At 73.7% G+C, this 23885-nt stretch carries 19 protein-coding genes and 1 tRNA gene; 2 read left to right on the top strand and 18 right to left on the bottom strand.

The window, feature by feature from the left end; all coding sequences use genetic code 11:
• Window positions 1-53: 53 nt before the first annotated feature.
• The 9 genes from lnt to ACYVGN_RS08850 form a co-directional block, all read right to left on the bottom strand.
• The gene (lnt, locus tag ACYVGN_RS08890; protein ID WP_460790202.1) at window positions 54-1703 is read right to left on the bottom strand and encodes an apolipoprotein N-acyltransferase; all 1650 of its coding nucleotides are present in this window, start codon (window positions 1701-1703) and stop codon (window positions 54-56) included.
• The gene (locus ACYVGN_RS08885; RefSeq protein WP_460790200.1) at window positions 1700-4153 is read right to left on the bottom strand and encodes a DEAD/DEAH box helicase; all 2454 of its coding nucleotides are present in this window, start codon (window positions 4151-4153) and stop codon (window positions 1700-1702) included. Before ACYVGN_RS08885 ends, lnt begins: the two co-directional genes overlap by 4 nt.
• A complete protein-coding gene (tatC, locus tag ACYVGN_RS08880) occupies window positions 4150-4971 on the bottom strand; it encodes a twin-arginine translocase subunit TatC (RefSeq protein ID WP_374198146.1) in 822 nt (273 codons plus the stop codon). Before tatC ends, ACYVGN_RS08885 begins: the two co-directional genes overlap by 4 nt.
• On the bottom strand, window positions 4968-5240 hold the full coding sequence (tatA, locus tag ACYVGN_RS08875; RefSeq protein ID WP_082542995.1) for a twin-arginine translocase TatA/TatE family subunit: 273 nt from the start codon (window positions 5238-5240) through the stop codon (window positions 4968-4970). The genes tatC and tatA overlap by 4 nt, the downstream gene beginning before the upstream one ends.
• Before the next feature lie 83 nt (window positions 5241-5323).
• Window positions 5324-6286: a helix-turn-helix transcriptional regulator gene (locus tag ACYVGN_RS08870; protein ID WP_055989306.1), complete on the bottom strand. Its 963-nt coding sequence runs from the start codon at window positions 6284-6286 to the stop codon at window positions 5324-5326.
• The gene (locus ACYVGN_RS08865; RefSeq protein ID WP_460790198.1) at window positions 6283-7275 is read right to left on the bottom strand and encodes a helix-turn-helix transcriptional regulator; all 993 of its coding nucleotides are present in this window, start codon (window positions 7273-7275) and stop codon (window positions 6283-6285) included. The genes ACYVGN_RS08870 and ACYVGN_RS08865 overlap by 4 nt, the downstream gene beginning before the upstream one ends.
• A 47-nt stretch (window positions 7276-7322) precedes the next feature.
• Complete coding sequence (locus ACYVGN_RS08860; RefSeq protein WP_460790196.1) at window positions 7323-8312, bottom strand: FKBP-type peptidyl-prolyl cis-trans isomerase; 990 nt, start codon at window positions 8310-8312, stop codon at window positions 7323-7325.
• Window positions 8313-8322: 10 nt separating this feature from the next.
• Window positions 8323-9375, bottom strand: a complete 1053-nt coding sequence (locus tag ACYVGN_RS08855; RefSeq protein ID WP_460790194.1) for a tRNA (adenine-N1)-methyltransferase — start codon at window positions 9373-9375, stop codon at window positions 8323-8325.
• Window positions 9372-10091: an HAD family hydrolase gene (locus ACYVGN_RS08850; RefSeq protein WP_460790192.1), complete on the bottom strand. Its 720-nt coding sequence runs from the start codon at window positions 10089-10091 to the stop codon at window positions 9372-9374. The genes ACYVGN_RS08855 and ACYVGN_RS08850 overlap by 4 nt, the downstream gene beginning before the upstream one ends.
• Before the next feature lie 147 nt (window positions 10092-10238).
• Here ACYVGN_RS08850 and ACYVGN_RS08845 point away from each other — a divergent pair, with 147 nt between their 5' ends.
• The gene (locus ACYVGN_RS08845; protein ID WP_460790190.1) at window positions 10239-11138 is read left to right on the top strand and encodes a PAC2 family protein; all 900 of its coding nucleotides are present in this window, start codon (window positions 10239-10241) and stop codon (window positions 11136-11138) included.
• Window positions 11139-11346: 208 nt separating this feature from the next.
• Here the strand turns inward: ACYVGN_RS08845 and ACYVGN_RS08840 are convergent, their stop codons facing one another.
• Together ACYVGN_RS08840 and ACYVGN_RS08835 are read right to left on the bottom strand one after the other, a co-directional pair.
• Window positions 11347-12180, bottom strand: coding sequence for an undecaprenyl-diphosphate phosphatase (locus tag ACYVGN_RS08840; protein ID WP_460790189.1), 834 nt, complete (start codon window positions 12178-12180; stop codon window positions 11347-11349).
• A 46-nt stretch (window positions 12181-12226) separates the two neighbouring features.
• Window positions 12227-13561, bottom strand: a complete 1335-nt coding sequence (locus tag ACYVGN_RS08835; RefSeq protein WP_460790187.1) for a M20/M25/M40 family metallo-hydrolase — start codon at window positions 13559-13561, stop codon at window positions 12227-12229.
• Window positions 13562-13685: 124 nt separating this feature from the next.
• On the opposite strand from ACYVGN_RS08835, the gene ACYVGN_RS08830 reads away from it, so the two are divergent.
• A complete protein-coding gene (locus ACYVGN_RS08830) occupies window positions 13686-16406 on the top strand; it encodes an AMP-binding protein (RefSeq protein WP_460790186.1) in 2721 nt (906 codons plus the stop codon).
• Here the strand turns inward: ACYVGN_RS08830 and ACYVGN_RS08825 are convergent.
• From ACYVGN_RS08825 to ACYVGN_RS08795, 7 genes are all read right to left on the bottom strand, one after another.
• A complete protein-coding gene (locus tag ACYVGN_RS08825; protein ID WP_460790184.1) occupies window positions 16328-17449 on the bottom strand; it encodes an ABC transporter ATP-binding protein in 1122 nt (373 codons plus the stop codon). The genes ACYVGN_RS08830 and ACYVGN_RS08825 overlap by 79 nt on opposite strands.
• Window positions 17446-18936, bottom strand: coding sequence for an ABC transporter permease (locus tag ACYVGN_RS08820; RefSeq protein WP_460790182.1), 1491 nt, complete (start codon window positions 18934-18936; stop codon window positions 17446-17448). The genes ACYVGN_RS08825 and ACYVGN_RS08820 overlap by 4 nt, the downstream gene beginning before the upstream one ends.
• Window positions 18937-18998: 62 nt before the next feature.
• Window positions 18999-20024 carry an iron ABC transporter substrate-binding protein gene (locus ACYVGN_RS08815; protein WP_460790180.1) on the bottom strand — a complete coding sequence of 342 codons (1026 nt, stop codon included), beginning with the start codon at window positions 20022-20024 and terminating at the stop codon, window positions 18999-19001.
• 161 nt (window positions 20025-20185) lie between these two features.
• Window positions 20186-20270 (bottom strand) — tRNA-Leu (locus tag ACYVGN_RS08810).
• 112 nt (window positions 20271-20382) lie between these two features.
• Entirely contained in the window at window positions 20383-21501 is a 1119-nt protein-coding gene (locus ACYVGN_RS08805) for a VIT1/CCC1 transporter family protein (protein WP_460790179.1), read from the bottom strand.
• Between the two features lie 111 nt (window positions 21502-21612).
• Complete coding sequence (locus ACYVGN_RS08800) at window positions 21613-22071, bottom strand: SRPBCC family protein (RefSeq protein WP_460790177.1); 459 nt, start codon at window positions 22069-22071, stop codon at window positions 21613-21615.
• Between the two features lie 24 nt (window positions 22072-22095).
• Window positions 22096-23847: a DEAD/DEAH box helicase gene (locus ACYVGN_RS08795; protein ID WP_460790175.1), complete on the bottom strand. Its 1752-nt coding sequence runs from the start codon at window positions 23845-23847 to the stop codon at window positions 22096-22098.
• Between the last annotated feature and the right edge of the window lie 38 nt (window positions 23848-23885).

Here is a 23885-nt window from a genome sequence, read left to right as displayed (position 1 = left end):
CGCGCCCCTCCGCGCCGCAGGGGCTTGCGCTCGAGCGCCCGTGCCGTTCCGGATCAGCGGAACATGGCGCGGACGCGGGCGGCGGCGTCGGCGCGGCGCGCGCGGCGGGCCGCGGGGCGGCGGGGCGTGCGGCGGCTCGAGCCGCCACGGCCGCGAAGGGCGTGCAGCACGCCGACGAGCGCGAGGCCGAGGAGGCCTCCCCAGAACAGGAGGGCCTGCACCCACGGCCCGACGACGACGCCCGGCGTGAGGCCCTCGCGGAGCTCGACGTCGCCGATCAGGATGCCCGACTGGTCGACGGCCAGCGACGACATCGTCGTTCCGTCGGGCGCGATGATCTGGCTCGTGCCGACCGTCGAGAGGTTGACCACCGACCGTCCGGTCTCGATCGCGCGCATCCGGGCGAACGCCAGCTGCTGCAGGTTCTCGTCGGTGCCGCGGAAGTCGGCGTTGTTGGTCTGGAAGACGTACAGCTGGGCGCCCCGGTGCGCGCCCTCGCGGATGATGTCGTCGTAGATCACGTCGAAGCAGATCGCGAGGCCGATGATCGCCTCGCCCACGTCGATCGTCGGCGCGTCCGTGCCGGGCGTGTACTCGCGCCCGATCAGCCCGATGAGATCGGGGACGAGGCCCTCGTAGAACGCGCGGTCCGGCACGTACTCGCCGAACGGCACCGGATGCCGCTTGGAGTGCGTCTGCAGCCCGCCCGCGACGTCCGCGCCGTCGGCGGTCCACAGCATGGAGGTGTTGTAGATGAGGTCGTCGCGCGCCGAGGCCGCGTTCATCAGGATCGGCGCGTCGAAGGCGCGCGCCGCGGCGGACAGCGCGAGCGCCGTGGTCTGGTCCTGCAGCGGGTCGTATTCGACGCCGCCCTCGGGCCACACGACCACGTCGACCTGCTCCCCGCGCAGCGGCTGGGACGCGTCGAGCTGCGCCTGCAGCACCGAGTACGGCTCGCGGTGGTCGAAGTACGCGGTGGGACCGTCCCCCTGCACGGCGCCGACGGTCAGCGTCCCCGCGCCCGCCGTCTGCCATTGCGGCACCACCAGCAGGACGAGCGCCACGGCCGCGGCCGGGGCGAGCGACGACGGCCGCCACGCGCGCGTGCGCACGATCTCGATCACCGCGGCGCTGAACATCACGATGAGGAACGTCAGCCCGCTCACGCCGATCCACGACGTCACCTGCGCGAGCGGGCTCTCGGACTGGCTCATGCCGATCCGGCCCCAGGCGAACCCGCCGTACGGCCAGGACCCGGTCGCGAGCTCGCGCGCGGTCCACAGCGCCGCGACGAGCGCCGGGAGCCCGACCAGCCGGGCCCACCGGCCCGTCGGGAACCAACGGTAGGCGAGCGCCATCGGGACGGCGCCGAGGCCCGTGAAGATGGTCTGCAGGCCCGCGAGCGCCACCCAGGGCAGCCAGGCCAGCGGCTGGTCGGCCAGGAACCGCGCCGTCCAGTCGATGTGCGGGAACCAGAACGCGGCGCCGAACGCGAGGCCGGCGAGCAGCGCACCGCCCGCGCGACGCCCGATCAGGGACGCGAGAGACAGCGCCACCGCCACCGGGGCGAGCGCCCAGATCCCGAGCGAGGGGAAGGACGCGTCGAGCGCGAGGCCGCCCGCGATCGCGACCAGGACGGCCGCCCAGAGCGGCAGCGCCGCGCGCCCGTCAGGTCGAGGGCGCCCCCGCTTCGACCGGCTCATACGGAGCTGTACGCCACGATGCCGCGGCGCACCGCGTCGAGCGCGCGACGGGCGGTGCGGGCGAGCTCGCCCTCCGCGACGAGGGACAGCTGGTCGAGCAGATCGATGGTCTGCTTGGCCCAGCGCACGAAGTCGCCCGCGGCCATGTCCGCCTCCACGAGCACGCTGTCGAGCAGCGCGCCGCGCGCCCACATGTGCATCGCGGCGGCCAGCCCGGCCGAGACGGGCTCGGAGCCGGGCAGCCGGTGATCCTGCTCCAGGTCGTCGAGGCGGGCCCACAGGTCCTCGGTCTCGCTGAGCGCCAGGCGGAAGGCCCCGCGCGGGAGCGACCGCGGGTCGGCGCCGCCGTCGTTGCCGCGCGGCTCGTACACCAGGCAGCAGGCGAGCGCCGCGAGTGAGGCCGCGTCGAGGTTCTTCCATATGCCGGTGCGGAGCGACTCGGCGACCAGCAGGTCGCGCTCGCCGTAGATCCGGCGCATCCGGCGGCCGGCCTCGGTGAGCGTCGCCTCGTCGCCGTCCAGGCGCACGTAGTCGAGCGCGGTGAGCACCTCGATGATGCGGTCGAACACGCGGGCGACCGTGCCCGTGCGGTTCTCGATCTGGCGCCGCGTCTTGTCGGTCTGGCGGCGCAGCTTCCAGTACCGCTCCGCCCAGCGGGCGTGCTGCTCGCGGTCCGGGCAGCGGTGGCAGGGGTGGCGCTGCATGCGCCGGCGCAGCCCGCCGATCTCGCGCTGGCGCTGCTCGCGCGTGCCGCGCGAGGCGCCCGCGTCCTTGCGGTTCAGCTTCTCGAGGTCGCTGAGGTCGCGCCGGATGGCCGAGTACTCGGTGAAGTCACCGTGCTCGCAGGTCATCGCCTTGGCGTACCCGGCGAGCGACTCCTCGGCGTCCTTCACCTGGCGGGCGAGGCCCACCACCGCCCGGTCGGCCTGGAACTGCGCGAACGACGATTCCAGGATCTGCCGCGCGCGGGCCCGACCGAACTGGTCGATCAGGTTCACGGCCATGTTGTACGTCGGCCGGAAGCTCGAGTTCAGCGGGTAGGTGCGGCGCGAGGCGAGCGCGGCTACGGCCTGCGGGTCCATGCCCTCGGTCCACTGCACGACCGCGTGCCCCTCGACGTCGATGCCGCGCCGGCCCGCGCGCCCCGTGAGCTGCGTGTACTCCCCCGACGTGATCGCGACGCGCGCCTCGCCGTTGAACTTCTCGAGCTTCTCGAGCACGACCGTGCGGGCGGGCATGTTGATGCCCAGCGCGAGCGTCTCGGTCGCGAACACGACCTTCACCAGCTTGCGCTGGAACAGCTCCTCGACGACCTCCTTGAACGCGGGAAGGAGCCCGGCGTGGTGCGCCGCGACGCCGCGCTCGAGGTTCTCGACCCACTCCCAGTAGCCGAGCGCCGCGAGATCCTCGTCCGGGAGCGCCCCGGTGCGCGACGCGACGACGGCACGGATCTCCGCGCGCTCCTCGGCGGTCGTGAGGCGCAGGCCCGACCGGCGCACCTGCTGCACCGCGCCCTCGCACCCGGCACGGCTGAAGATGAAGAAGATCGCCGGCAGCAGGTTCGATCGCTCCAGGAGGTGCACGACCTCCGGCCGGTCGATCCGCTCGAGCCGCCGCGGCGGGCCGGGTCGCTTGAAGCCGGGCTTGGGACGCCTTCCGCCCCCGCCCTTGCGCCGGCCGTCGAAGTAGGCGCTGTTGGCGGCGAAGGCCTGACCACCGCGGATCCGCATCAGCTCCTGGTTGACCTGCGCGGTCGCCACGCCGGCGCGGTCGTCGAACAGCGGCAGGAGGTCGCCGCGCACCAGCACGTGCTGCTCCAGCGGCACGGGCCGGGTCTCCGACACGATCACCTCGGTGTCGCCCCGCACCGTGTCGAGCCAGTCGCCGAACTCCTCGGCGTTCGAGACCGTGGCGCTCAGCGACACCAGGCGCACGTCGGCGGGCAGGTGGATGATGACCTCCTCCCACACCGCCCCGCGGAACCGGTCGGCAAGGTAGTGGACCTCGTCCATCACGACGTACCGCAGGCCGCGCAGCGCCGGGGAGTCCGCGTACAGCATGTTGCGCAGGACCTCGGTCGTCATCACCAGCACGCGCGCGCCGCCGTTGATGTTGGTGTCGCCCGTGAGGAGGCCGACCTCGTCCTCCCCGTAGACGTCCTGCAGCTCGCGGAACTTCTGGTTCGACAGCGCCTTGATGGGCGTCGTGTAGAACGCCTTCTGGTTCGGCGTCTGCATCGCGAGGTGGACCGCGAACTCGCCCACGATGGTCTTGCCCGCGCCGGTGGGCGCCGCGACGAGCACGCTGCGGCCGTCCTCGAGCGCGTGGCACCCGGCGATCTGGAAGTCGTCGAGCGTGAACCGCTGCGCGTCGGCGAACGCCCGGGTCTGCGGGTGGGCGCGGTCCGCGCGCGCCGCCGCGTAGCGCTCGGCCGGGCTCGGCTCGGTCATGACTCCTCCGCGAGCAGCGCCTTCTCGCGCCTGCTCTTGCGGCGGTCGAAGAGCAGCGAGACGCCCGCCGCGGCGAAGTAGAGCACGATCAGCGCGGCCGCGAGCAGCAGCATCGAGGCCACGTCGGCCGCCGGGGTCGCGAGCGCAGCGAAGGCCGTCGCGACGACGATCGCGACGCGCCAGCCCTTGAGGATCTCGCGCGCCGTCAGCACACCCGCGAGGTTCAGCGCGACCAGGAACACGGGCGACACGAACGCGATGCCGATGACCGTCACGGTCTTGAACGCGAAGTCGTAGTACGCGGCGGCCTCGTAGAACTGCGAGGCGAACTGCTGGTCGGGCACGAACGACGACATGAGCAGCAGGATGTGCGGCATGATCAGCACGCCTACATAGCAGCCCGCGAAGAACAGCGGGATCGCGGTGGCCATGAAGCCGATCGTGTACCGCACCTCGCGCCGGGTCAGGCCCGGCATCACGTACGCCCAGATCTGCCACAGCCAGATCGGCGCCGAGAACAGCAGGCCGATCGCGAACGCGATCCTCATCCGCATGTCGAACGCGCTGGACACGCCCGTGTACGTCAGGCGCGTGAAGTCGTCGCCGAGCCGCTCGGCGACCTCCTCTATGGGCCCGAGCAGGAACGCGATGATCGGGTCGGTCACGAAGAACGCGACGACCATGCCGACCACGAGCGCGGCCGCGGCGATCATCAGGCGACGGCGCAGCTCGACCAGGTGCTCCGCGAGCGACATCCGCCGGTCGCGGTACGGCTGGTCGTCCCGCGACGCCGCGGGGTCGATGGCCGTCACCGTCAGGACTTGGGCGGAGTGCCCGGGTCCTCCGCGCCCGGCAGGCGGTCGGTCGGCTCGCCGTTGACGGTGTACCCGCCGGCGGGCCGGTCGGTCGCGGCGCCCGTGGCCTGAGGAGTCTCGTCCTCGGCCTTCATCTGCTTCATCTCGCCCTTGAACACGCGGGCCGACTGGCCGATGCTCTTCGCGAGCGCGGGGAGGCGGGCGGCACCGAACAGAAGCAGGATCACGGCGAGCAGGATGAGCAGGTGCCAGCCGTTGAGGTTGCCAAGCATGGGGGATCTCCGTCGTTCGGCGGTACGGGAATGCGGGTTCAGTCTAACCGCGCCCGCCGGGGGGCGATCTCAGCCGCGCCGCGTCAGTCGGTCTCGCCGTACAGCGCGAGCGCCTCGGCCGCCCACTCGGCGGCGGCCCGTCGGGCCGAGGCGGGCTCCAGCACCTCGACGCGGCCGGCGCGGCGCGCGGCGAGCCGCTTCAGGCTGCGCGCGTCCGAGACCCGCAACCGGGCGGTCGTGACCCCGTCGGCCTCGGTCGTCTCGGCGCCCGCCAGGTAGTCGCCCACCAGCGGCGCGAGCGACGACGCGAAGCGCACCACGGCGACCTGGTCGTTCTCGCCCGGCTCGAACAGCCCCGGCACCGGCTCGTGCGCGTGCTCGATCGGGATGTCCGTGAGCGTCGGATCGCGCACGCGCTCCAGCAGGAAGTTCCGCATGGCGCGGCGCAGGTGGCACCACCCCTGCAGGTACCACTGGCCGTCGGTCACGATCACCTTGACCGGGTCCACCGTGCGCGTCGTCGGCTCGGCGTCGGGACGACGGTACGTGAAGGACAGCGCGACCTGCTCGCGCAGCGCCTGCGACACGAGCGTGCGGACCTCGTCGACGGGCTCGGGCGCGACGATCACCTCGGCGGGCGTCGACGACGCGCCCCGCGCGAGCTTCGCCAGCAGGCCGGACAGGACCTCGCCCGGCGCGACGCCGGGCAGCGAGCTGGCGAGCCGGAGACCGGCGAGCAGCGCGGCGGCCTCGCGGGCCGTCAGCCGCGGGGCGCGCTCGAGCCCGACGGTCTGGGTGATCTCGATGACGTCGTGCTCGTCGAGCAGGTCCCAGTTGATGTCGAACATCTCGTTCGGCATCTGCAGGTAGTCGCCCTCGCCCGGCATGCCGATGACCGTGAGCTTCTCGACCATCGAGCGCATCTCGTCGGGGGTCACGTCGAACTCGCGCGCCGCCTCGGCGAGCGAGACCTCGCCGCGCTCGATCAGGTACGGCACGAGCGTCAGGAACAGCCGGACCTTGTCCGGCGTGAGCAGGCGGGTCATGCGGCCTCCCCCGGCTCGGGCGTGCGGTGGGCGTCGCGCGCGGCGCGCAGCCGCTCGATCACGGCGGTCCGCAGCGACTCGGGCTCCACCACGCGCACCTCGGGGCCGTACGAGGCGAGTTCGTCGGCGAAGATGTGCGCGTCGACGTACGGCACGCGGATGCCCTGCTCGGCGGGCTCGCTCCGGCGCGTGAGCCGCAGCGCGGCCTCGGTTCCCGGCGTGATCTCGAGCAGCGCGCGGTTGCGGGCGGCCACGTCGCGAAGTCCCTGCATGGCGCGTTCTCCCGCGCCCTCGCGCAGGGCCGGATCGAAGCCCTCGCCCGTCATCGCCACGTCGCCCACGATGCGCGACAGGAGGAACATCCGCTCGCCGTCCGCGTCGACGTCGTGCGCCGACACGTGCCAGCGGCCCTCATAGTCGACGAGCGCGAGGGGCCGGACGGTGCGGCGGCGCGGCTTCTCCTCCCCCGGCTTGAGGTAGTCGAAGGAGACGACGCGGCAGGCCTCGATCGCGTCCTGCAGCGGACCGAACGACGGCTCGCGCACGGTCATCCGGGGCGCGAAGCCGATGATCGGCTCGTCGACCTCGATGCCGAGCGCGCGGATCTTGCGCAGTCCGGTGTGGGCGTCCTTGGACAGCGACCCCTCGCTCCACACCGAGCCCGCGAGGGCCAGGATCGCCAGCTCGGCCGGCGTGAACGCGATGTCGGCGGGCAGGTCGTATTCCGCCTTCGGGATGCGATAGCGCGCCTCGCGCAGGTCCTTGGGGTCAGCGTGGTCGCCGAGCGTCTCGATCGGCACGCCGATCGCGCGCAGGTCGTCCTTGTCGCGCTCGAACATCTTGTCCAGAGCGTCGGCGCGTCCCCCGGACCGCTGCCGGTACCCCGACACGGTCTCGAGGACCTGCTGCTTGGTCAGCCCGATCTCCGTGGCCATGAGGGCCACGATCAGATTGAGCTGGCGCTCTTCCGCCGGGATCTGCTGGGCCACGCACCCATCCTAGGACGGGCCGTCGGCGCCGAGCGCGTGCGCCTCGGCTACTGGGGCGGCGTCTGTCCGGCGGGCAGCGTGCCCAGGATGTCGATCGCGAACACGAGCGTCGAGTTCGCCGGGATGGCGCCCTGCTCCTGGTCGCCGTAGCCCTGGTCCGGCGGGATGACCACGAGCACCTGCGAGCCGACGGTCTGGCCCTTGAGCGCCTCGGCGAAGCCGGGCACGACCTGGTCGGCCGACAGGGCCGCGGGGGCGCCGTTCTCCCAGGTGGAGTCGAACACCTCGCGGTCCGCCCACGTCACGCCGGTGTACTGCACGAGCACGGTCTCGTCCTCGCCCAGGACCGGGCCGTCGCCCTTGATGAGCGTCTGCACGACGGTCTCGGAGGGCGGCGGCGCGTCCGGGACGATGATGCCGGGGCGGCCGTCGGGGGCGCGCACGACCGTGGGCAGGCCCAGGCCGTCGTTGTACTGCGGCGTTCCCGACGCGGCGCGCGGCAGCACCTTGCGCACGTCGACGACCGCGATGAGCGAGCCCTCGGCGGGGAGGCCGGCCTGCGCGTATGCGGCGCGGGTCTCCTCGGTGACGCCGTCCTGCGACATCGCGACGGCGATCCGGGATCCCTCGGTCGCGCACAGCAGGGCGTCCTCGAGCGCGGGGAACTGCTCGGTCCAGCCGGTGAGCGGTCCGACCGCCGAGACGTCGCCGCTGTACGCGGTGCCGATCAGCGCCTGCCCGGTCTCGCCGTCGAAGAGCGTGATGTCGAGCACACCGGGCTGCGCGAGGTCGGTGATCACGGGGCCGTCGCCGCGCTCGACGTCGGCGTAGGCGTCCTCGGCGGTCGTGAACGGCGTGTACACGTCGAGCGTGGGCGCCGACTCCAGGGCTCCGGACACCTCGATCAGCGACATGGTGTCCGGGTCGCTGTCGGCGACGCGGTCGCAGGTCGCTCCGGCGGTGCCGGCGGGCGCGCAGCCCACCAGGGCGACTCCGACGAGGGCGGCGATCGAGAGGACGGCCGAGGTTCTCCGCATGCCGTTCAGTCTATGCGTCCCGCTCGGGTGCCTCCGACGCCGCGGTGGCGCCCCCGGGCGCGTCCGCCTCGGCCGCCCGGCCCGATGCGAGCCGTGCGCCCTGCGCGGCCTTCTGCGCCTCGCGGATGCGCTTGCGGAGGTTCTTGTCGGTGATCTCGCGGTCGCCGACGGCGCCGGGCGTCCAGATCTCGACGTCCTCGTCCGAGAAGCTCTTCTTCGAGGCGCGGCGCTTGACCTCGGGCGGCACGACGCCCGGGGCGAGGCGACGCGCGGAGATCAGGAACGCCGTGTGCGCGACCATCCGGTGGTCGGGGCGCACCGCGAGGCCCTCGACGTGCCAGCCGCGCACCAGGGTCTCGTTCGCCTCGGGGTCGGTGAAGGCGCCCGTGCCGCGGATGTACTCGGCGACGCGCGAGAGCTGGGTGGCGGTCGCGACGTAGCAGATGACCACGCCGCCGGGCGTGAGCGCGTCCGCGACCGCGTCCATGACCTCCCACGGGGCGAGCATGTCGAGCACGACGCGGTCGACCGATCCCGGCTCGACCGCGGCGGGAAGCGCCTCGGCGAGGTCGCCGATCACGACCTGCCAGCTGTCGGGCGTCTCGCCGAAGAAGGTCTCGACGTTCGCCTGCGCGACCTCCGCGAACTCGGCGCGGCGCTCGAACGAGATCAGCCGCCCCTCGGAGCCGACCGCGCGCAGCAGCGACAGCGACAGGGCTCCCGAGCCGACGCCGGCCTCGACCACGACCGCGCCGGGGAAGATGTCGGCCTGCGCGACGATCGCCGCGGCGTCCTTCGGGTAGACGATGGCGGCGCCGCGGGGCATGGACATCACGAAGTCGCGCAGCAGCGGACGCAGCGCCAGGTACTCGTGCCCCGAGCTGTTCTCGAACACCGACCCGTCGGGGTGGCCGACGAGCTGCTCGTGCTTCAGCACGCCGTGGTGCGTGTGGAGCTCGCCGCCCTCGCGCAGCGTGATGGTGTGCATGCGGGCCTTGGGACCCGTCAGCTGCACGCGGTCGCCGTAGCGGAACGGACCACTCGGACGCGCCGCGCCGGTCACGCGAGCTCCCCCGCGGTGCGCACCGCGTACGCCGCATGCAGCGCCGCGAGGTCGCCGGAGGTCCGGCCCGCCAGGGTCGGCCACAGCTCCGCGGCGCCCACGCCGTCGAGCGAGACCATGTTGGGCACGCCGAGCGCCACGGCGCCCGAGGCGATCGCCGCACGGAGGCCGTTGGGCGAGTCCTCGATCGCGACCGTGTCGGCGATGTCGACGCCGAGTGCCTCGGCCGCCTGCAAGTAGGGGTCCGGGTACGGCTTGGGGCGGTGCGCGTCGTCGCCGGCGACGACCACGTCGAAGGCCGGGAAGTCGATCAGGTCGGCGATCGCGAGCGCCATGTGGCGCATCGACATCGTCACGAGGCCCGTGCGGATGCCCGCGGCGCGCAGGTCGCGCAGCAGCTCGAGCGCGCCCGGGCGGAACGGCACGCCGTTCTCCACGCACGAGGCGATCACCCGCGCGCTGAGCGTCGTGATGATCTCGTCCACGCTGAGGCGCACGCCTGCCTGCTGCAGGATCCGCGCGGACGCGTCCAGGCTCAGGCCCACCAGCTGGAGCGCGTCCTCGTGCGTCCACGTGCCGCCGTACTCCTCGACCAGCGGGGCCTCCGCGGCGATCCAGTAGGGCTCCGTGTCGACGAGCGTGCCGTCCATGTCCCACAGGACGGCGCGGAGCTCCGGGCTGCCCTCGTCGGGCGCGGCGGCGTGAGGCGAAGTCATCCGTCCAGCCTAGTCGGCGCCCGTCGCGCGGATCCTGTCAGCCGGCCGCGCGCGGATCGCCGCCGCCCTGGCGCCCGCGGGCCGGGACGCGCCTATCCTGGGACGAAGCTCCGCCGGGCGCCAGGCGCGGCGGAAGGGAGGAGCCGAGTGGACCACGAGGCCGAGACGACCGGCGTTCCCGCCACCCTGGGCCGCCGCATCATCGTCGCAGCGTTCGACGGATGGAACGACGCGGGCGAGGCGGCGACGAGCGCCGTGAACCTGCTGCTCGCGGACCGTCCCTACGACCGCGTCCTGAGTGTGGATCCCGAGCTCTACTTCGACTACCAGTACACGCGCCCGACCGTCGAGACCGACGGCGAGGGCCGCCGGCGGCTGCGCTGGCCCGAGGCCACCCTGCACCGGCCGCTCCCCCGCCCGGGTGACGCCGACGTCGGCGGGACCGAGTTCTGGGTGCTCACGGGCGTCGAGCCGGCGCGCGCCTGGCAGGCGTTCGCGGCCGAATTCGTCGACGTCGCGCTCCGCGAGGACGTCACGGGCTTCGTCACGCTCGGCTCGATGATGGCGGATGTGCCCCACACCCGCCCGATCTCGATCTTCGCGGGGAGCGACAACGAGGCGCTGCGCTCCTCGCTGGGCCTCGAGCGCAGCACCTACGAGGGGCCGGTCGGCGTGCTGAGCGTTCTCGGCGACGCCGCCGAGCGGGCGGGCATCCCGTCCGTCAGCCTGTGGGCGAGCGTGCCGCACTACGTGGCCGGGCACACCCCCTCGCCCAAGGCCACGCTGGCGCTGCTGGACCGGCTCGAGGAGCTGGCCGCCGCCGACGTGCCGCGCGGCACGCTCGCGGCCGAGGCCGCCACGTGGGAGGCGACGATCGACGCGGCCGCCGCGGACGACGACGAGATGCGCGAGTACATCCACCAGCTCGAGCAGGCGCGCGACACGGTCGAATCCCCCGAGGCGTCGGGCGACGCGATCGCGCAGGCGTTCGAGAGCTACCTGCGCCGCAGCGACGGCCGCGACGACCGCGGCCGCAACGGACGCTGAGCTGACCCGCTCCCCTCCGGCGGGGCAGGCTCGGCTGCGTTTCGACTCCTCGCTGACGCTCGTCGCTCAACGACCACCGGGTTGAACCCGTTTCGTCTCCGCTTCGCTCCGCTCAACGACCGGCAGCAACCCCCGGTCGTTGAGCGGAGGCGAGGAACGAGCCGGAGTCGAAACGTGGCCGGATCTCCCCGCCCGGCCGGGCCCCGGGCTAGAACGCCGAGATCGCTCCGGTCGACAGGAGGACCAGCAGCACGCCGCCGAGCAGGATGCGGTAGATCACGAACGGCAGGAAGCTGCCGCGCTTGAGGTACGCCATCAGGTAGGCGATCACGAGCCAGCCGACCACGCCCGCGACCACCGTGGCGACCGCGGTCTCGGCGAGGCCGTACGGGCCCGTCGCCGGCTCGGTCAGCGCGTGCAGCAGCTCGTAGAGGCCGCTGCCGAACACGGCCGGCACCGCGAGCAGGAAGGCGTACTCCGCGGCGGCGGCGCGATCGTAGCCGAGCAGACGGCCGGCGGTCACGGTCGCGCCCGAGCGTGAGACGCCCGGGATGAGCGCGAGCGCCTGCGCGACGCCCATGGTGAGGCCCGACGGATAGGTGACGTCGTCGAAGTCGCGCTCGCGCCGGGCATAGCGGTCCGCGATTCCGAGCACGATGCCGAAGACGATCAGCACGGTCGCCACGATCCACAGGTTGCGGTTGAACGTGCGGATCTGGTCCTGCAGCAGGAATCCGGCGATCCCGATCGGGAGGGTCCCGATGATGACGATCCAGCCCATCCGCGCGTCCGGGTCGCTGTGCGGCACGCGGCCGGCGAGCGACTGCGCCCATCGGGTGATGATCCGCGCGATCTTGCGCCAGAAGTACACCAGCACGGCGGCCTCGGTGCCGATCTGGGTGATCGCGGTGAACGTCGCACCCGGGTCGGTCGCCGACGGCAGGAACTCGCCGAGGATCCGGATGTGAGCGCTCGACGAGATCGGCAGGAACTCGGTCAGGCCCTGCACGAGGCCGAGGATGATCGCTTCGATGAATGGCACGGCTACCGAGCCTAGGTCACGGGTCCGCCATCGCCTGGGAGCGACGTCAGAGCGAGCGGATCAGGTCGGTCAGCACGCGCTGCCCGAACTCGAGCGCGTCGAGGGGCACGCGCTCGTCCACGCCGTGGAACATGCCCGTGAAGTCCAGGTCGTGCGGCAGCTTCAGCGGAGCGAAGCCGTAGCCGGCGATGCCGAGCGTGGACAGCGCCTTGTTGTCCGTGCCGGCGCCCAGGAGGTACGGCAGCACCGGCACACCGGGGTCGTGGCGGCCGAGCGCGGCGACCATCTGGTCGACGAGGTCGCCCTCGAACGGGATCTCCAGGCCGATGTCGCGCAGGAACATCTCGATGCGGATGTCGTCGCCCACGATCCGCTGGATCTCGGCGAGCACGGCGTCCTCGGTGCCTGGCAGCACCCGCACGTCGACGGTGGCCTCGGCGAGATCGGGGATCACGTTGTGCTTGTATCCCGACGTGAGCCCCGTCGGGTTCGTCACGGTCTGGTACGACGAGCGGATGAACGCCTCGGCCGGCCCCGTGAGGGCCGCGAGCTCGTCGGGGTCGCGACTGTCGGTCTCGGCGAGCGTGCCGATGCCGTCGAGCAGCGCCCGGGTCGTGTCGGTCAGCTCGACCGGCCAGCGCGCGGTCCCGAGCCGCGCGACGGCCTCCGCCAGGCGGGTGACGGCGTTGTCCGGGTGCACGCGGCTGCCGTGACCCGCGCGCCCGCGCGCGACCAGCCGGATCCACATCAGCGCCTTCTCCCCCACCTGGAGGAGATAGGCGCGGCGATCGCCCACGCCGATCGAGTACCCGCCCACCTCGCTGATCGCCTCCGTGGCGCCGGCGAACCACTCCGGCCGGTCGCGCACGACCCGCTGGGAACCCTCCACGCCGCCGTTCTCCTCGTCCGAGAAGAACGCGAGCACGATGTCGCGGTCGGGCTGCTCGCCCGCGCGCAGCAGCTCCGCCACGGACGTGAGGATCATGGCGTCCATGTTCTTCATGTCCACGGCGCCGCGGCCCCACAGCATGCCGTCGCGGATCACGCCCTCGAACGGGTCGACCGACCAGTCCTCGGCGACGGCGGGCACCACGTCCAGGTGACCGTGCAGCACCAGGGCGGGCCGCGTCCGGTCGCGCCCGGGGATCCGCGCGCTCACGTTCGTGCGGCGCGGCACCGGCTCGTAGTACTCGGCGCGCAGGCCGAGCGACTCGAGGTACGCGCCCACGAACTCGGCCGCCTCGCGCTCGCCCTTCGCTCGTCCGGCACCCCAGTTGGTGGTGTCGATCCGGATCAGGTCGCGCGCGATCCTGACGACCTCGGACGGCGCCGCGGGGTCCCCGTCCGTCGGCGCGGGCCCGGTGCGCTGGGTGTCGGCCATGCTCCCACCGTATCCCCACCCGGCTCCCCCGGTTCCCGCGCGGCCTGCGCCGGACGGGATGAGTTAGGATGCCCTAACCTCGATGCCTGTGTCGAGGGGCCCGCTCCCGAAGGTCTCCCCGCCCATGCCCTCCACCGACGTCCGTCCCGGCCTGTCTCTGCTGTCCGGTCATCCTGACGCCCCCGCCCTCGTCGCCGAGGGCCGCACGGTCACCTACGGCGAGCTCGACGGCCTGGTCCGCGCCTGCGGCCGCATCCTTGGGCCCACCCGCCGGCTCGTGATGATCGCCGCGCGGAACGCCGTCGATCCGATCGTGACGTATCTCGCGGCGCTGGAGGGCGGCCATCCCGTGCTCATGGTGTCGGGCGCGCAGGATGAGACGAGCCTCCGGCACCGCGCGGCGCTGGTGGAGCGCTTCGACCCCGACGTGATCGCGACCGACACCGATGGCGGCTGGCGTCTCGAGGAGGTGCGCCCGGGCACGCGGCACGCGCTGCATCCTCAGCTCGCCATGCTCGCCAGCACATCCGGCTCGACCGGATCGCCCAAGCTGGTCCGGCTGTCGGCGGAGAACCTCGCCAGCAACGCGGCCGCGATCGCCGAGTACCTCCGCCTCGAGCCCGGAGACCGCGCGGCGACGACCCTGCCGCTGCAGTACTGCTACGGGCTCTCGGTCGTCAACAGCCACCTCCTCGCCGGAGGGAGCCTGCTGCTCACCGAGCGCTCGGTGTCGGACGAGGCGTTCTGGGAGGAGGCCGCGGCCCACCACATCACGTCGTTCGCGGGGGTGCCCTACACGTTCGAGCTGCTCGAGGCCGGCGGATTCGCCGACCGCGACCTGCCGCGCCTGCGCTATCTCACGCAGGCGGGCGGCCGGCTCGACCCGGCGGCGGTCCGGCGATTCGCCGCGCTCGGGGCGCGCAGGGGCTTCGAGCTCTTCGTCATGTACGGGCAGACCGAGGCCACGGCGCGGATGGCGTACCTGCCGCCGGAGCTCGCCGAGGCCTGCGCGGGCGCGATCGGACGGCCCATCCCGGGCGGCGCGTTCCGCCTCGACCCGCTCGACGGGGGCGGCGTGCCGCCCGCGGAGGGAGAGACCGGCGAGCTGGTGTACGAGGGTCCGAACGTGATGCTGGGCTACGCCGAGTCCCCGGCCGACTTCGCTCTCGGCCGCACGGTCCACGAGCTGCGCACCGGCGATCTGGCCCGCCGGCGACCCGACGGCCTGTACGAGATCACCGGCCGCCTGAACCGGTTCGTCAAGGTCTACGGCCTGCGCATCGACCTCGACCGCCTCGAGCGCCTGCTCGCCGACGAGGGCCTCGTGGCGCGCGCGGCGGGTGCGGGAGAGCGCCTGCTCGTGTTCGCGACCTCGGACCGCGCGGCCGCCCGTGCGCGGGAGCGGGCCGCGGCCCTGACCGGCGTCCCGGCCCACGCGATCTCCGCCCACGTCGTCGCCGAGTTCCCGCGCACCGCCAACGGCAAGCCCGACAACGCCGCGCTCGTGCGGATCGCCGCGGAGCAGGACAGGGCGGCGCGCGCCGTCGCGGCGTCGGCCGGCGGAGCGGAGGCCGTGACCGCGCAGTCCGTGCGCGATCTCCTGGCGCTGCTGCTGGATCGCCCCGACGCCGGGATCGACGACTCGTTCGCCGGCCTGGGCGGCGACTCGCTCAGCTACGTCGAGGTGAGCCTCCGCCTCGAGGCGATGCTCGGCGCCCTGCCGCGCGACTGGCCCACCCGCTCGGCCCGGGGGCTCGCCGAGCTCGCGGCCCCCCGCGCCGCGCAGGACGAGACGGCCCGGCCCGCGGCACGCGCGCGGCGGTCGCGTCTCGCGCACGTCGAGACCTCGGCCGTCCTGCGCGCGCTCGCGATCGTGCTCATCGTCGGCACGCACGCCGATCTCTTCTCCCTCAAGGGCGGCGCGCACCTGCTGCTCGCGGTCGCCGGGTACAACATCGCCCGCTTCGCGCTGACGGACGCGCCGGGCGTGACGCGCGTGCGACGCCTGATCCGCGGCATGAGTCAGCTCGCCGTCCCGGCCGTGCTGTGGATCGGCGCGGTCGCCCTGATGACGGGCTTCTACCTGCCCACCACGGCGCTGCTCGTGAACAACCTGGTGCCGGGCGACGGGCGCTGGAACGAGCAGTGGCAGTTCTGGTTCCTCGAGGCGATGCTGTGGGGCATGGCCGGCCTGGCGCTGCTGCTCGGCGTGCGCGCGATCGACCGGCTGGAGCGGCGGATGCCGTTCGCGTTCCCGCTCGCCCTCCTCGGCGCGGCCCTCGCGGCGCGACTCGCGCTCACGGGCCTGCACGCCGAGCACGTCGAGCGGTACGCGGCCGCGTCGGTCGCGTGGCTCATCGTGCTCGGATGGCTGGTCGCGCGCGCCGACACCACGTCGCGACGGGTGCTCGTGTCGGCGCTGACCGCGGTCACGGTGTTCGGCTTCTTCGGCGATCCGGCGCGCGAGGCCATCGTGGCGGGCGGCATCCTGCTCCTCGTGTGGCTCCCGGCGATCCCGCTCCCGCAGGCGCTATCGCCCGCGGTCGGCACGCTCGCGGGCTCGTCCCTGTTCGTCTACCTCACCCACTGGCAGGTCTACCCGCCGTTCGAGCAGAGCGCGCCCTGGCTGGGCACGCTGCTGTCCTTCGCGGTCGGGATCGTCGCGTGGCAGGCGTACACGCGCGCGAGCTCGGCGGGGGCCGCGGCGCTGCGCCGGGTCCGCACGCTGCGCCGCACCGGCCGCCGCGTCGCCGCGCCGACGGCCGCTCAGACCGCCGTCGTCGAGCCGGCCGCGGCCGGCACCGAGGCCGCGGCCGAGACCGCGCCCTCGCCCGCGCGGGCGTAGAGGACCACGCCGCCCTCGACGGCGACCGCGACCCGGCTGCGGGGCGCGTACGCGCACACGGGGCCGGTGATCACGTCGTGCAGCGGCACCCGGTGCGTGAGCTCCTCGCCGTCCGACAGCCGCAGCGTGAGCTCCGCGGCGGCGCCGAGCGAGCGGACCGCCGTCACGGTCGCATTGGCGGCCGCGGCGTCCGCGGGCCGCACGCTCAGCTGGTCGGGCCGCAGCATGGCCCGCACGGACGCGGCTCCTCCGCTCCGGTCGTGGCGCACCGCCACGCGGCCCAGCGCGCAGTCCACGGCGCCGGGGCCGGCGACCTCCGCCGGCAGGAGCACGGCGTCGCCCAGGAACAGCGCGACGCCGGCGTCCCGCGGCGCGTCGAACACGGCCGCCGGCTCGCCCGCCTGCACGAGCTCCCCGTCGGCGAGGACGCCCACCTGCTGCCCGAAGGTGAGCGCCTCCTCCTGATCATGGGTCACGAGGACGGCGGTCACGCCGCTGCGCTCGAGCACGTCGACGACCGCCTCGCGCGTGTGCGCGCGAAGGCCCGTGTCCAGGGCGCTGAACGGCTCGTCGAGCAGGATGACGTCGGGCCGCTGCGCCAGGGCGCGCGCCAGGGCGACGCGCTGCTGCTGCCCGCCCGACAGCTGGTGCGGCATCCGGCCGGCGAAGTCGGGGGCGAGCGACACGAGGGCCAGGAGCTCGCGCACCCGGGCGATGCGGTCGGCTCCCCTGGGCAGGCCGAAGGCGATGTTGCGGGCGACCGACAGATGCGGGAACAGCGCGCCGTCCTGCGCCACGTAGCCGATGCGCCGGCGGTGCGCGGGCACCGCGCGGCCGCGGCCCGCCAGCACACGGTCGCCGAGGGCGATCTCACCGGCGTCGGGCTCCTCGAACCCGGCGACGAGGCGGAGCAGGGTGCTCTTGCCGCTGCCCGACGCGCCGACGAGGGCGAGCCGGGTGCCGTCGGGCACGGCGAGCGACACGTCGCGCAGCACGGTCGTGTCGCCGAAGGCCTTGGAGACGCGGTCCAGTCGCAGGGTCATCGCAGCTTCCGTCCGGTGGCGTGGGCGAACATGAGCGCCACGGCGGGCGCCGAGAGCAGCACGAGCATCACGGCGTACGGGGCGGCGGCGGGATAGTCGAGGGAGGACGCGGCCGACCAGAAGCTCGTCGCGACTGTCCGCGTGCCCGTCGGGGCCAGCAGCAGGGTGGCCGTGAGCTCGTTGGCGGCGCCGAGCGCCACGAGTGCTCCGCCGGCGGCGAGCGAGGGCAGCAGCAGCGGCAGCGTCACCCGCAGCCGCGCCGCGGCGGGCCGCACGCCGAGCGCGCGGGCCGCCTCCTCGAGCGACTCGGGCACCTGGGCCAGCCCCGCACGCAGCGGCACGAGGGCACGCGGCAGGAAGATCAGCGCGTAAGCCGCCATGACCGTGAACGCCGTCTGGTACAGTCCCGGCGCGACCGCCAGCGTCACCGTGACGAGCGCCAGGGCCACGATGATCGCCGGCAGGCTGCTCGCGATGGACGCGGCGCCCTCGAGGACGCGCGAGAGGCGCCCGGGGTGGCGCACCGACATCCAGGCGAAGGGAAGCGCGATCGCGAGAGCGACCGCCGCCCCGCCGAGCGACAGGCCGAGGGTCTGGATCGTGGCGCCGATCACCGGTCCGAGCGCGCCGAGATCGGAGAGGGCGAGCCAGCGCACGACGCTGGCCAGGGGCACCGCGATCGCGGCCGCCGTCAGCGCGATCACCGCGAGCAGGGCGACCGGCATCATCCGCCCGAGCGGCAGCCGTCGCGCGGGGTGGGACGCCCCGGATCCGACGCGCGCGTAGCGCCGGCGTCCGCGTGCGACCGACTCGGCCGTGAGGACGACCAGGCACAGCACGGCCAGCGCGATCCCCAGCGCCGCGGCGTTCGGGCCGGCGAACGTGGCCTGGTACGCCACCACGATGACCGTCGTGAAGGTGTCGAAGCGCAGGAACGCGAACGCGCCGTACTCGGCGAGCAGGTGCAGCGCGACGACGAGCGCGCCCCCGAGCACCGCGAGTCGCAGCTGCGGCAGCACGACGCGCGCGAACACCGCCCAGGATCCGAGCCCCAGCGCGCGGGCGGACTCCTCCAGCGCCGGGTCCAGGCCGCGCAGCGCCGCGAGCACCGGCAGGTACACGAGCGGGAAGTACGCCAGCACGGCCACGAGCACGCCGCCCCACAGGCCGCTGATCGACGGGATCGCGCTGGCCCAGCCGTAGCTCGCGACGAACGCCGGGATGGCCAGCGGCGCCGCGAGCGCGACGGCGAACAGCCGCCGCAGCGGCAGATCCGTGCGCTCGACCAGCCACGCGCCGCCGACGCCGAGCACCGCGGTCGCGGGCACGCCGATCCCGACGAGCAGCACCGTGTTGACGAGGAGGTCGCCGACCTTGGGGCGGAACAGCAGCGCGGCCAGCTGCTCGCCGCCCATCGCGAACGCGGCCTGCACGACGTACCCGATCGGGACGAGGGCACCGGCCGCCAGCACGATCGAGACGGCCACGAGAGCCGCCGAGGGCCGTCGTGTCCGCGCCCCGGCCGACCGCGGCGCCGCGACGCTCGTGGTCAGAGGAGCCCGGCTTCCGTCATGAGCTCGATGACCTTCGGGCCGTTGAGCGTGGACGGGTCGATCACGGGCGCCTCGAGCGTCTCGAGCGCAGGCAGCCCGTCGCGGGTCGGCGCGCCGGGGACGACGGGGTACTCGAAGCTGTAGCCCTCGCCCAGGATGCGCTGGCCCTCCTCGCCCGTGATGAAGGCGAGGAACTGCTGGGCCTCGTCGGCGTGCGGCGCGTTGGCGAGCACGCCGCCGCCGGACACGCTCACGAACGCGCCCGGATCCTGGTTCCGGAAGTAGTGCAGCTCGGTGTTCCCGCTGTCCTCGGCCGCCTTGTTCTGGTCGCGGAACCAGTAGTAGTGGTAGATCACGCCGAGGGGGATCTCGCCCGCGTTGACGGCCTTCATGGTGACGATGTTGTTGCGGTACTCGGTGACGTTCTCCGCCATCCCCTCGAGCCACGCGCGCGCGCCGTCCTCGCCCTGCGTCTCGAGCACGGCCGAGATGATCGCCTGGAAGTCGGCCTTGGCAGGCGCCGCGCCCCAGCGACCCTGCCACTCCGGCTCGGCGAGGTCCAGCAGCGACGCGGGCAGCTCGTCCTCGGAGATCAGGTCGGGGTTGTACACCGCGACGGTGGAGCGGGCGGCGATGCCCGTCCAGAGACCGGATGCCGGCCGGTAGGCCTCGGGCACGGCGGCGAGGATCTCCTGGTCCAGCGGCGCGAACAGTCCCGCCTCCTCGACGAGCGACATGGCGGGCGAGTTCTCGGTGAGGAACACGTCGGCGCCCGACGCCTCGCCCTCCTGCACCAGCTGGTTGGCGAGCTCCGAGTCGTCGCCGTTGCGCAGGACGACCTGGATGCCGGTCTCCTCGGTGAACGCGTCGGCCCATTCCTGCGTCAGCTCCTCGTGCTGCGCGTTGTAGACGACGAGCGCCTCGGGATCCACCGCGCCGGCGTCCTGCGCGGCGCAGCCGGGGAGGACGAGGGCGGTGATCGACGCGGGGACGACGAGCGCGCGAAGGAGGCGTGACGGCATGGCGGGCCTTCCGGTCCAGGGGTTCGGGGTGAGGTAAGCCTAACAAGTCAGCCACGCATCCGTTTTCACCCGCCCACCTGCAAGAAACCGGACAGCGCCGTCCGGCTTCGTGCGCATGCGGAAACGACGAAGGGCCCCTCTCGGGACCCTTCGTCGTTCTGTGCGCGAGGGGGGACTTGAACCCCCACGCCCTATACGGGCACTAGCACCTCAAGCTAGCGCGTCTACCTATTCCGCCACCCGCGCAACTGGGTGACCGGCCTTCCGGCCGGTGCCGATCGCTTTCGCGACCGAAGAGAAACATTACCACGCCCGGACCACCCGGGCGAATCGGCGCACCCTCGGGCGCGTCCGCGGGTCACGCCACGGACACCCCGAACAGCAGTCCGAGCGCATACGTGACGGCCGCGGCGCCGTAGCCGATCGCGAGCTGCCGGAGTGCCCGCTTCAGCGGCGGGGCTCCCGACAGCAGCCCGACCGTCGAGCCCGTGCCCAGCAGCGCCAGCCCGACCAGCACGAGCGAGACGATCACGGCGGTCGCGCCCGTGAGGCCGAACAGCCACGGCAGCACCGGGATGATCGCCCCGCTCGCGAAGAACAGGAAGCTGGACGCGGCCGCGTGCCAGGCGCCGCCCACGATCTCGTGCGCGTCGTGGCCCGCCGCGCGGACCGGCACGCGGCCGGCGTGCGCCTCGGCGATGGCCTTGCGGGCGCGGGCGACGGCCTCCTCGTGCGACATGCCGCGCGCGCGGTAGACGAGCGCCAGCTCGTTGGAGTCGATGTCGAGGTCGGGAAGCGCGTCGTCGCCGAACGTGCCCGGGTCCGTCGCGTCGAGCAGCTCGCGCTGCGATCGCACCGACACGAACTCCCCGGCGCCCATCGACAGGGCGCCGGCGAGCAGGCCGGCGATGCCGCTGAAGAGCACCACCTGCGGTGCCACTCCCGTGGCGCCGATGCCCAGCACGAGCGCAAGGTTGGACACGAGCCCGTCGTTGGCGCCGAACACCGCGGCGCGGAACGTGCCCGACAGCCGCCGCCGTCCGCGCGCGGCGAGGCCGCGCACGACCTCGTGGTGGATCTTCTCGTCGGCCGCCATCGCGGTGGTCGCGAACCGCTCGCCGTCGTACGGGGAGCGCGCCTCGGCGGCCTGGGCCAGCGCGAGCACGAAGATGTGCCCGAAGCGGCCGGCCATCCACCCGAGCAGTCGAGTGCGCAGGCCCGCGCGCGGCATCCGCGCAGGCTCCCCGCCCAGGAGCCGCAGCCAGTGCCGCTCGTGACGCCCCTCGGCCGCGGCCAGCTCCTCGAGGATCGCGCGCTCCTCCCCCGTCTTGGAGCGCGCGAGCCGCCGGTACACGGCGGCCTCCGCGCGCTCGTCGGCGAGGTAGCGCGCCCAGCGCCGGCGGTCGGCCGGGGTCGCCGCGGCGACCGCGCCGGTGTCGGGGCCGGACGGCGAGGGGGACGGGGCGGGCGCGCGCAACGGACCTCCGATGAGGGATGTGAAGGGGTTCCCCTCCACGCTAGCCAGCGACGCGCCGCGGTCCCGCCCCGGGAGCGCGATTGACAGGTTTTCGGATCCCCGAAGTGCGGCCTACCGACCGGCCGCCACGGCGCGACGGAGCCCCCGCTCCCCCGCCCGCATGACCATGCCGTGCGCGAGCGCGAACACGGGGCGCAGCACGGGCCCCGTCACCCGCATCCACCGCCGCCGCACGGCCACGTCCCAGGCGAACCGGATCTCGGATCCGCCGCCGCGCGGGCCCACCTCGACCGAGCCGCGCCCGTCCAGGTCGCCGCCGCCGGCCGCCTCCAGGCGGCGACCCGGCACGACGTCGGTGATCCGCAGCGAGAAGCGCAGCCGATAGCCGAACGGCGCGCGCACGACGACGCCGATCACGCCCCCGGGGGCGGGCGCTCCGGGCGACTCCACGCGGAAGCCTGGCCACCACCCGTCCGACTCACCCGCGATCGCCCGCTCGAGCTCGCGCCACACGCGCTGCGGCGCGGCGTCGACCCGCCACGTCGTGCGGAACGAGTACCGGGCGGCCATGCCCCGAGCGTATGCCGCGGGAATTCAGCTGCGCACGCGCTTGCGCAGCACGTCGATGCGCGCCTGCAGCTGCGCCACGGTCGCCTTGGCGACCTCGGGACCGCCGCAGCGGCGGCGCAGCTCGGCGTGGATCACGCCGTGGGGCTCGCCCGTCTGGCGCGCGTACACGCCGACCAGGCTGTTGAGCAGCTGGCGCTGCTCGCGCAGCGTGCGGTGCAGCGGCGCGGGAAGCGTCGACACGGGCTCGCCGCCGCCCTCGGTCTCGCGGGCCTCGCGCGCCTGGCGGTGCCGCGACTGCCGGGCCACGCGCTGCATCAGCAGCTCGTGCACGTGCTCGGGCTCGAGCAGGCCCGGCAGCCCGATGAACTCCTGCTCCTCGTCCGTGCCGGGCACGGCCAGCTGGCCGAACTCCTGGCCGTCGAACACCACGCGGTCGAAGTGGGCGACCGACCCCAGCGCCTCGAAGGACCCCTCCTCCGTGAGCGCGTCGGACGCCTGCTCCTCGCGCTCGGCGGCCTCCAGCAGGTCGTCGTCGAGGCCGTCCTCGTCCTTCTCGCCGCGGTCGAGCACGTGGTCGCGCTGGCGCTCCATCTCGTTCGCGAGCGACATCAGCACCGGCACGTGGGGCAGGAACACGCTGGCCGCCTCACCGCGGCGCCGTGCGCGCACGAAGCGCCCGATGGCCTGCGCGAAGAACAGCGGCGTCGACGACGACGTGGCGTACACGCCCACGGCGAGCCGCGGCACGTCCACTCCCTCCGACACCATGCGCACGGCGACCATCCACCGGTCGGTGCCCTCGGAGAACCGCTCGATGCGCTGCGACGCCTCGGCGTCGTCCGACAGCACGACCGTGGCGCGCTGCCCCGTGATCGAGTGCAGCAGCTTGGCGTACGCGCGCGCCGCGGTCTGGTCGGTCGCGAGCACGAGGCCGCCCGCGTCGGGCACGTGGTGCCGGATCTCGGTCAGGCGCTGGTCCGCGGATTTCAGCACGGCCGACATCCACTCGCCCTGCGGATCGAGCGCGGTGCGCCACGCCTGCGACGTGACGTCCTTCAGGTTGTCCTGCCCGAGATGCGCCTCGAGCTCGTCGCCCGCGCGCGTGCGCCACTTCATGTGGCCGGAGTACACGTGGAACAGGACGGGGCGGACGACGCCGTCGGCGAGCGCGCGCCCGTAGCCGTAGGCGTAGTCGGTGACCGACGTGCGCAGGCCCTGCTCGTCGGGCGCGTACTCGACGAACGGGATGGGCGCGTCGTCGCTGCGGAACGGCGTGCCGCTCAGCAGCAGGCGCCGCTTCGCGGGCCCGTACGCCTCGCGCAGCGCGTCGCCCCAGCTGAGCGCCTCGCCGCCGTGGTGCACCTCGTCGAGGATCACGAGCGTGCGGCCGCCCTCGGTGAGCGCCCGGTGCACGGACGCCTTGACCGCGACCTGCGCGTACGTGACGACCACGCCGTGGTACTGGCGCGAGAACGTGGTGTGGCTGTTGCGGAAGGCGGGGTCGAGCCGGATGTGCGCGCGCGCCGCCGCGTCGGCCCACTGGGTCTTCAGGTGCTCCGTCGGGGCCACCACGATGACGCGGTCGACCTCCCGGGTGCGCAGCAGCTCGCCCGCGAGCGTGAGGGCGAAGGTCGTCTTTCCGGCGCCCGGCGTGGCCGCCACGAGGAAGTCCCGCTTGTCCGCGGCGAAGTACGCCTCGAGCGCCTCCTGCTGCCAGGCGCGCAGCTTGCCGGCGGTACCCCACGGCGCTCTCTGCGGATAGGACGGTGACAGCATGGGAGACCAACGATAACGGGCGCCGCGGACACCCGATC

Source organism: Microbacterium lacusdiani, assembly GCF_054779895.1.
Note: the sequence above shows the minus strand (reverse complement) of the source record. Positions and strands in the feature narration are given on the sequence as shown.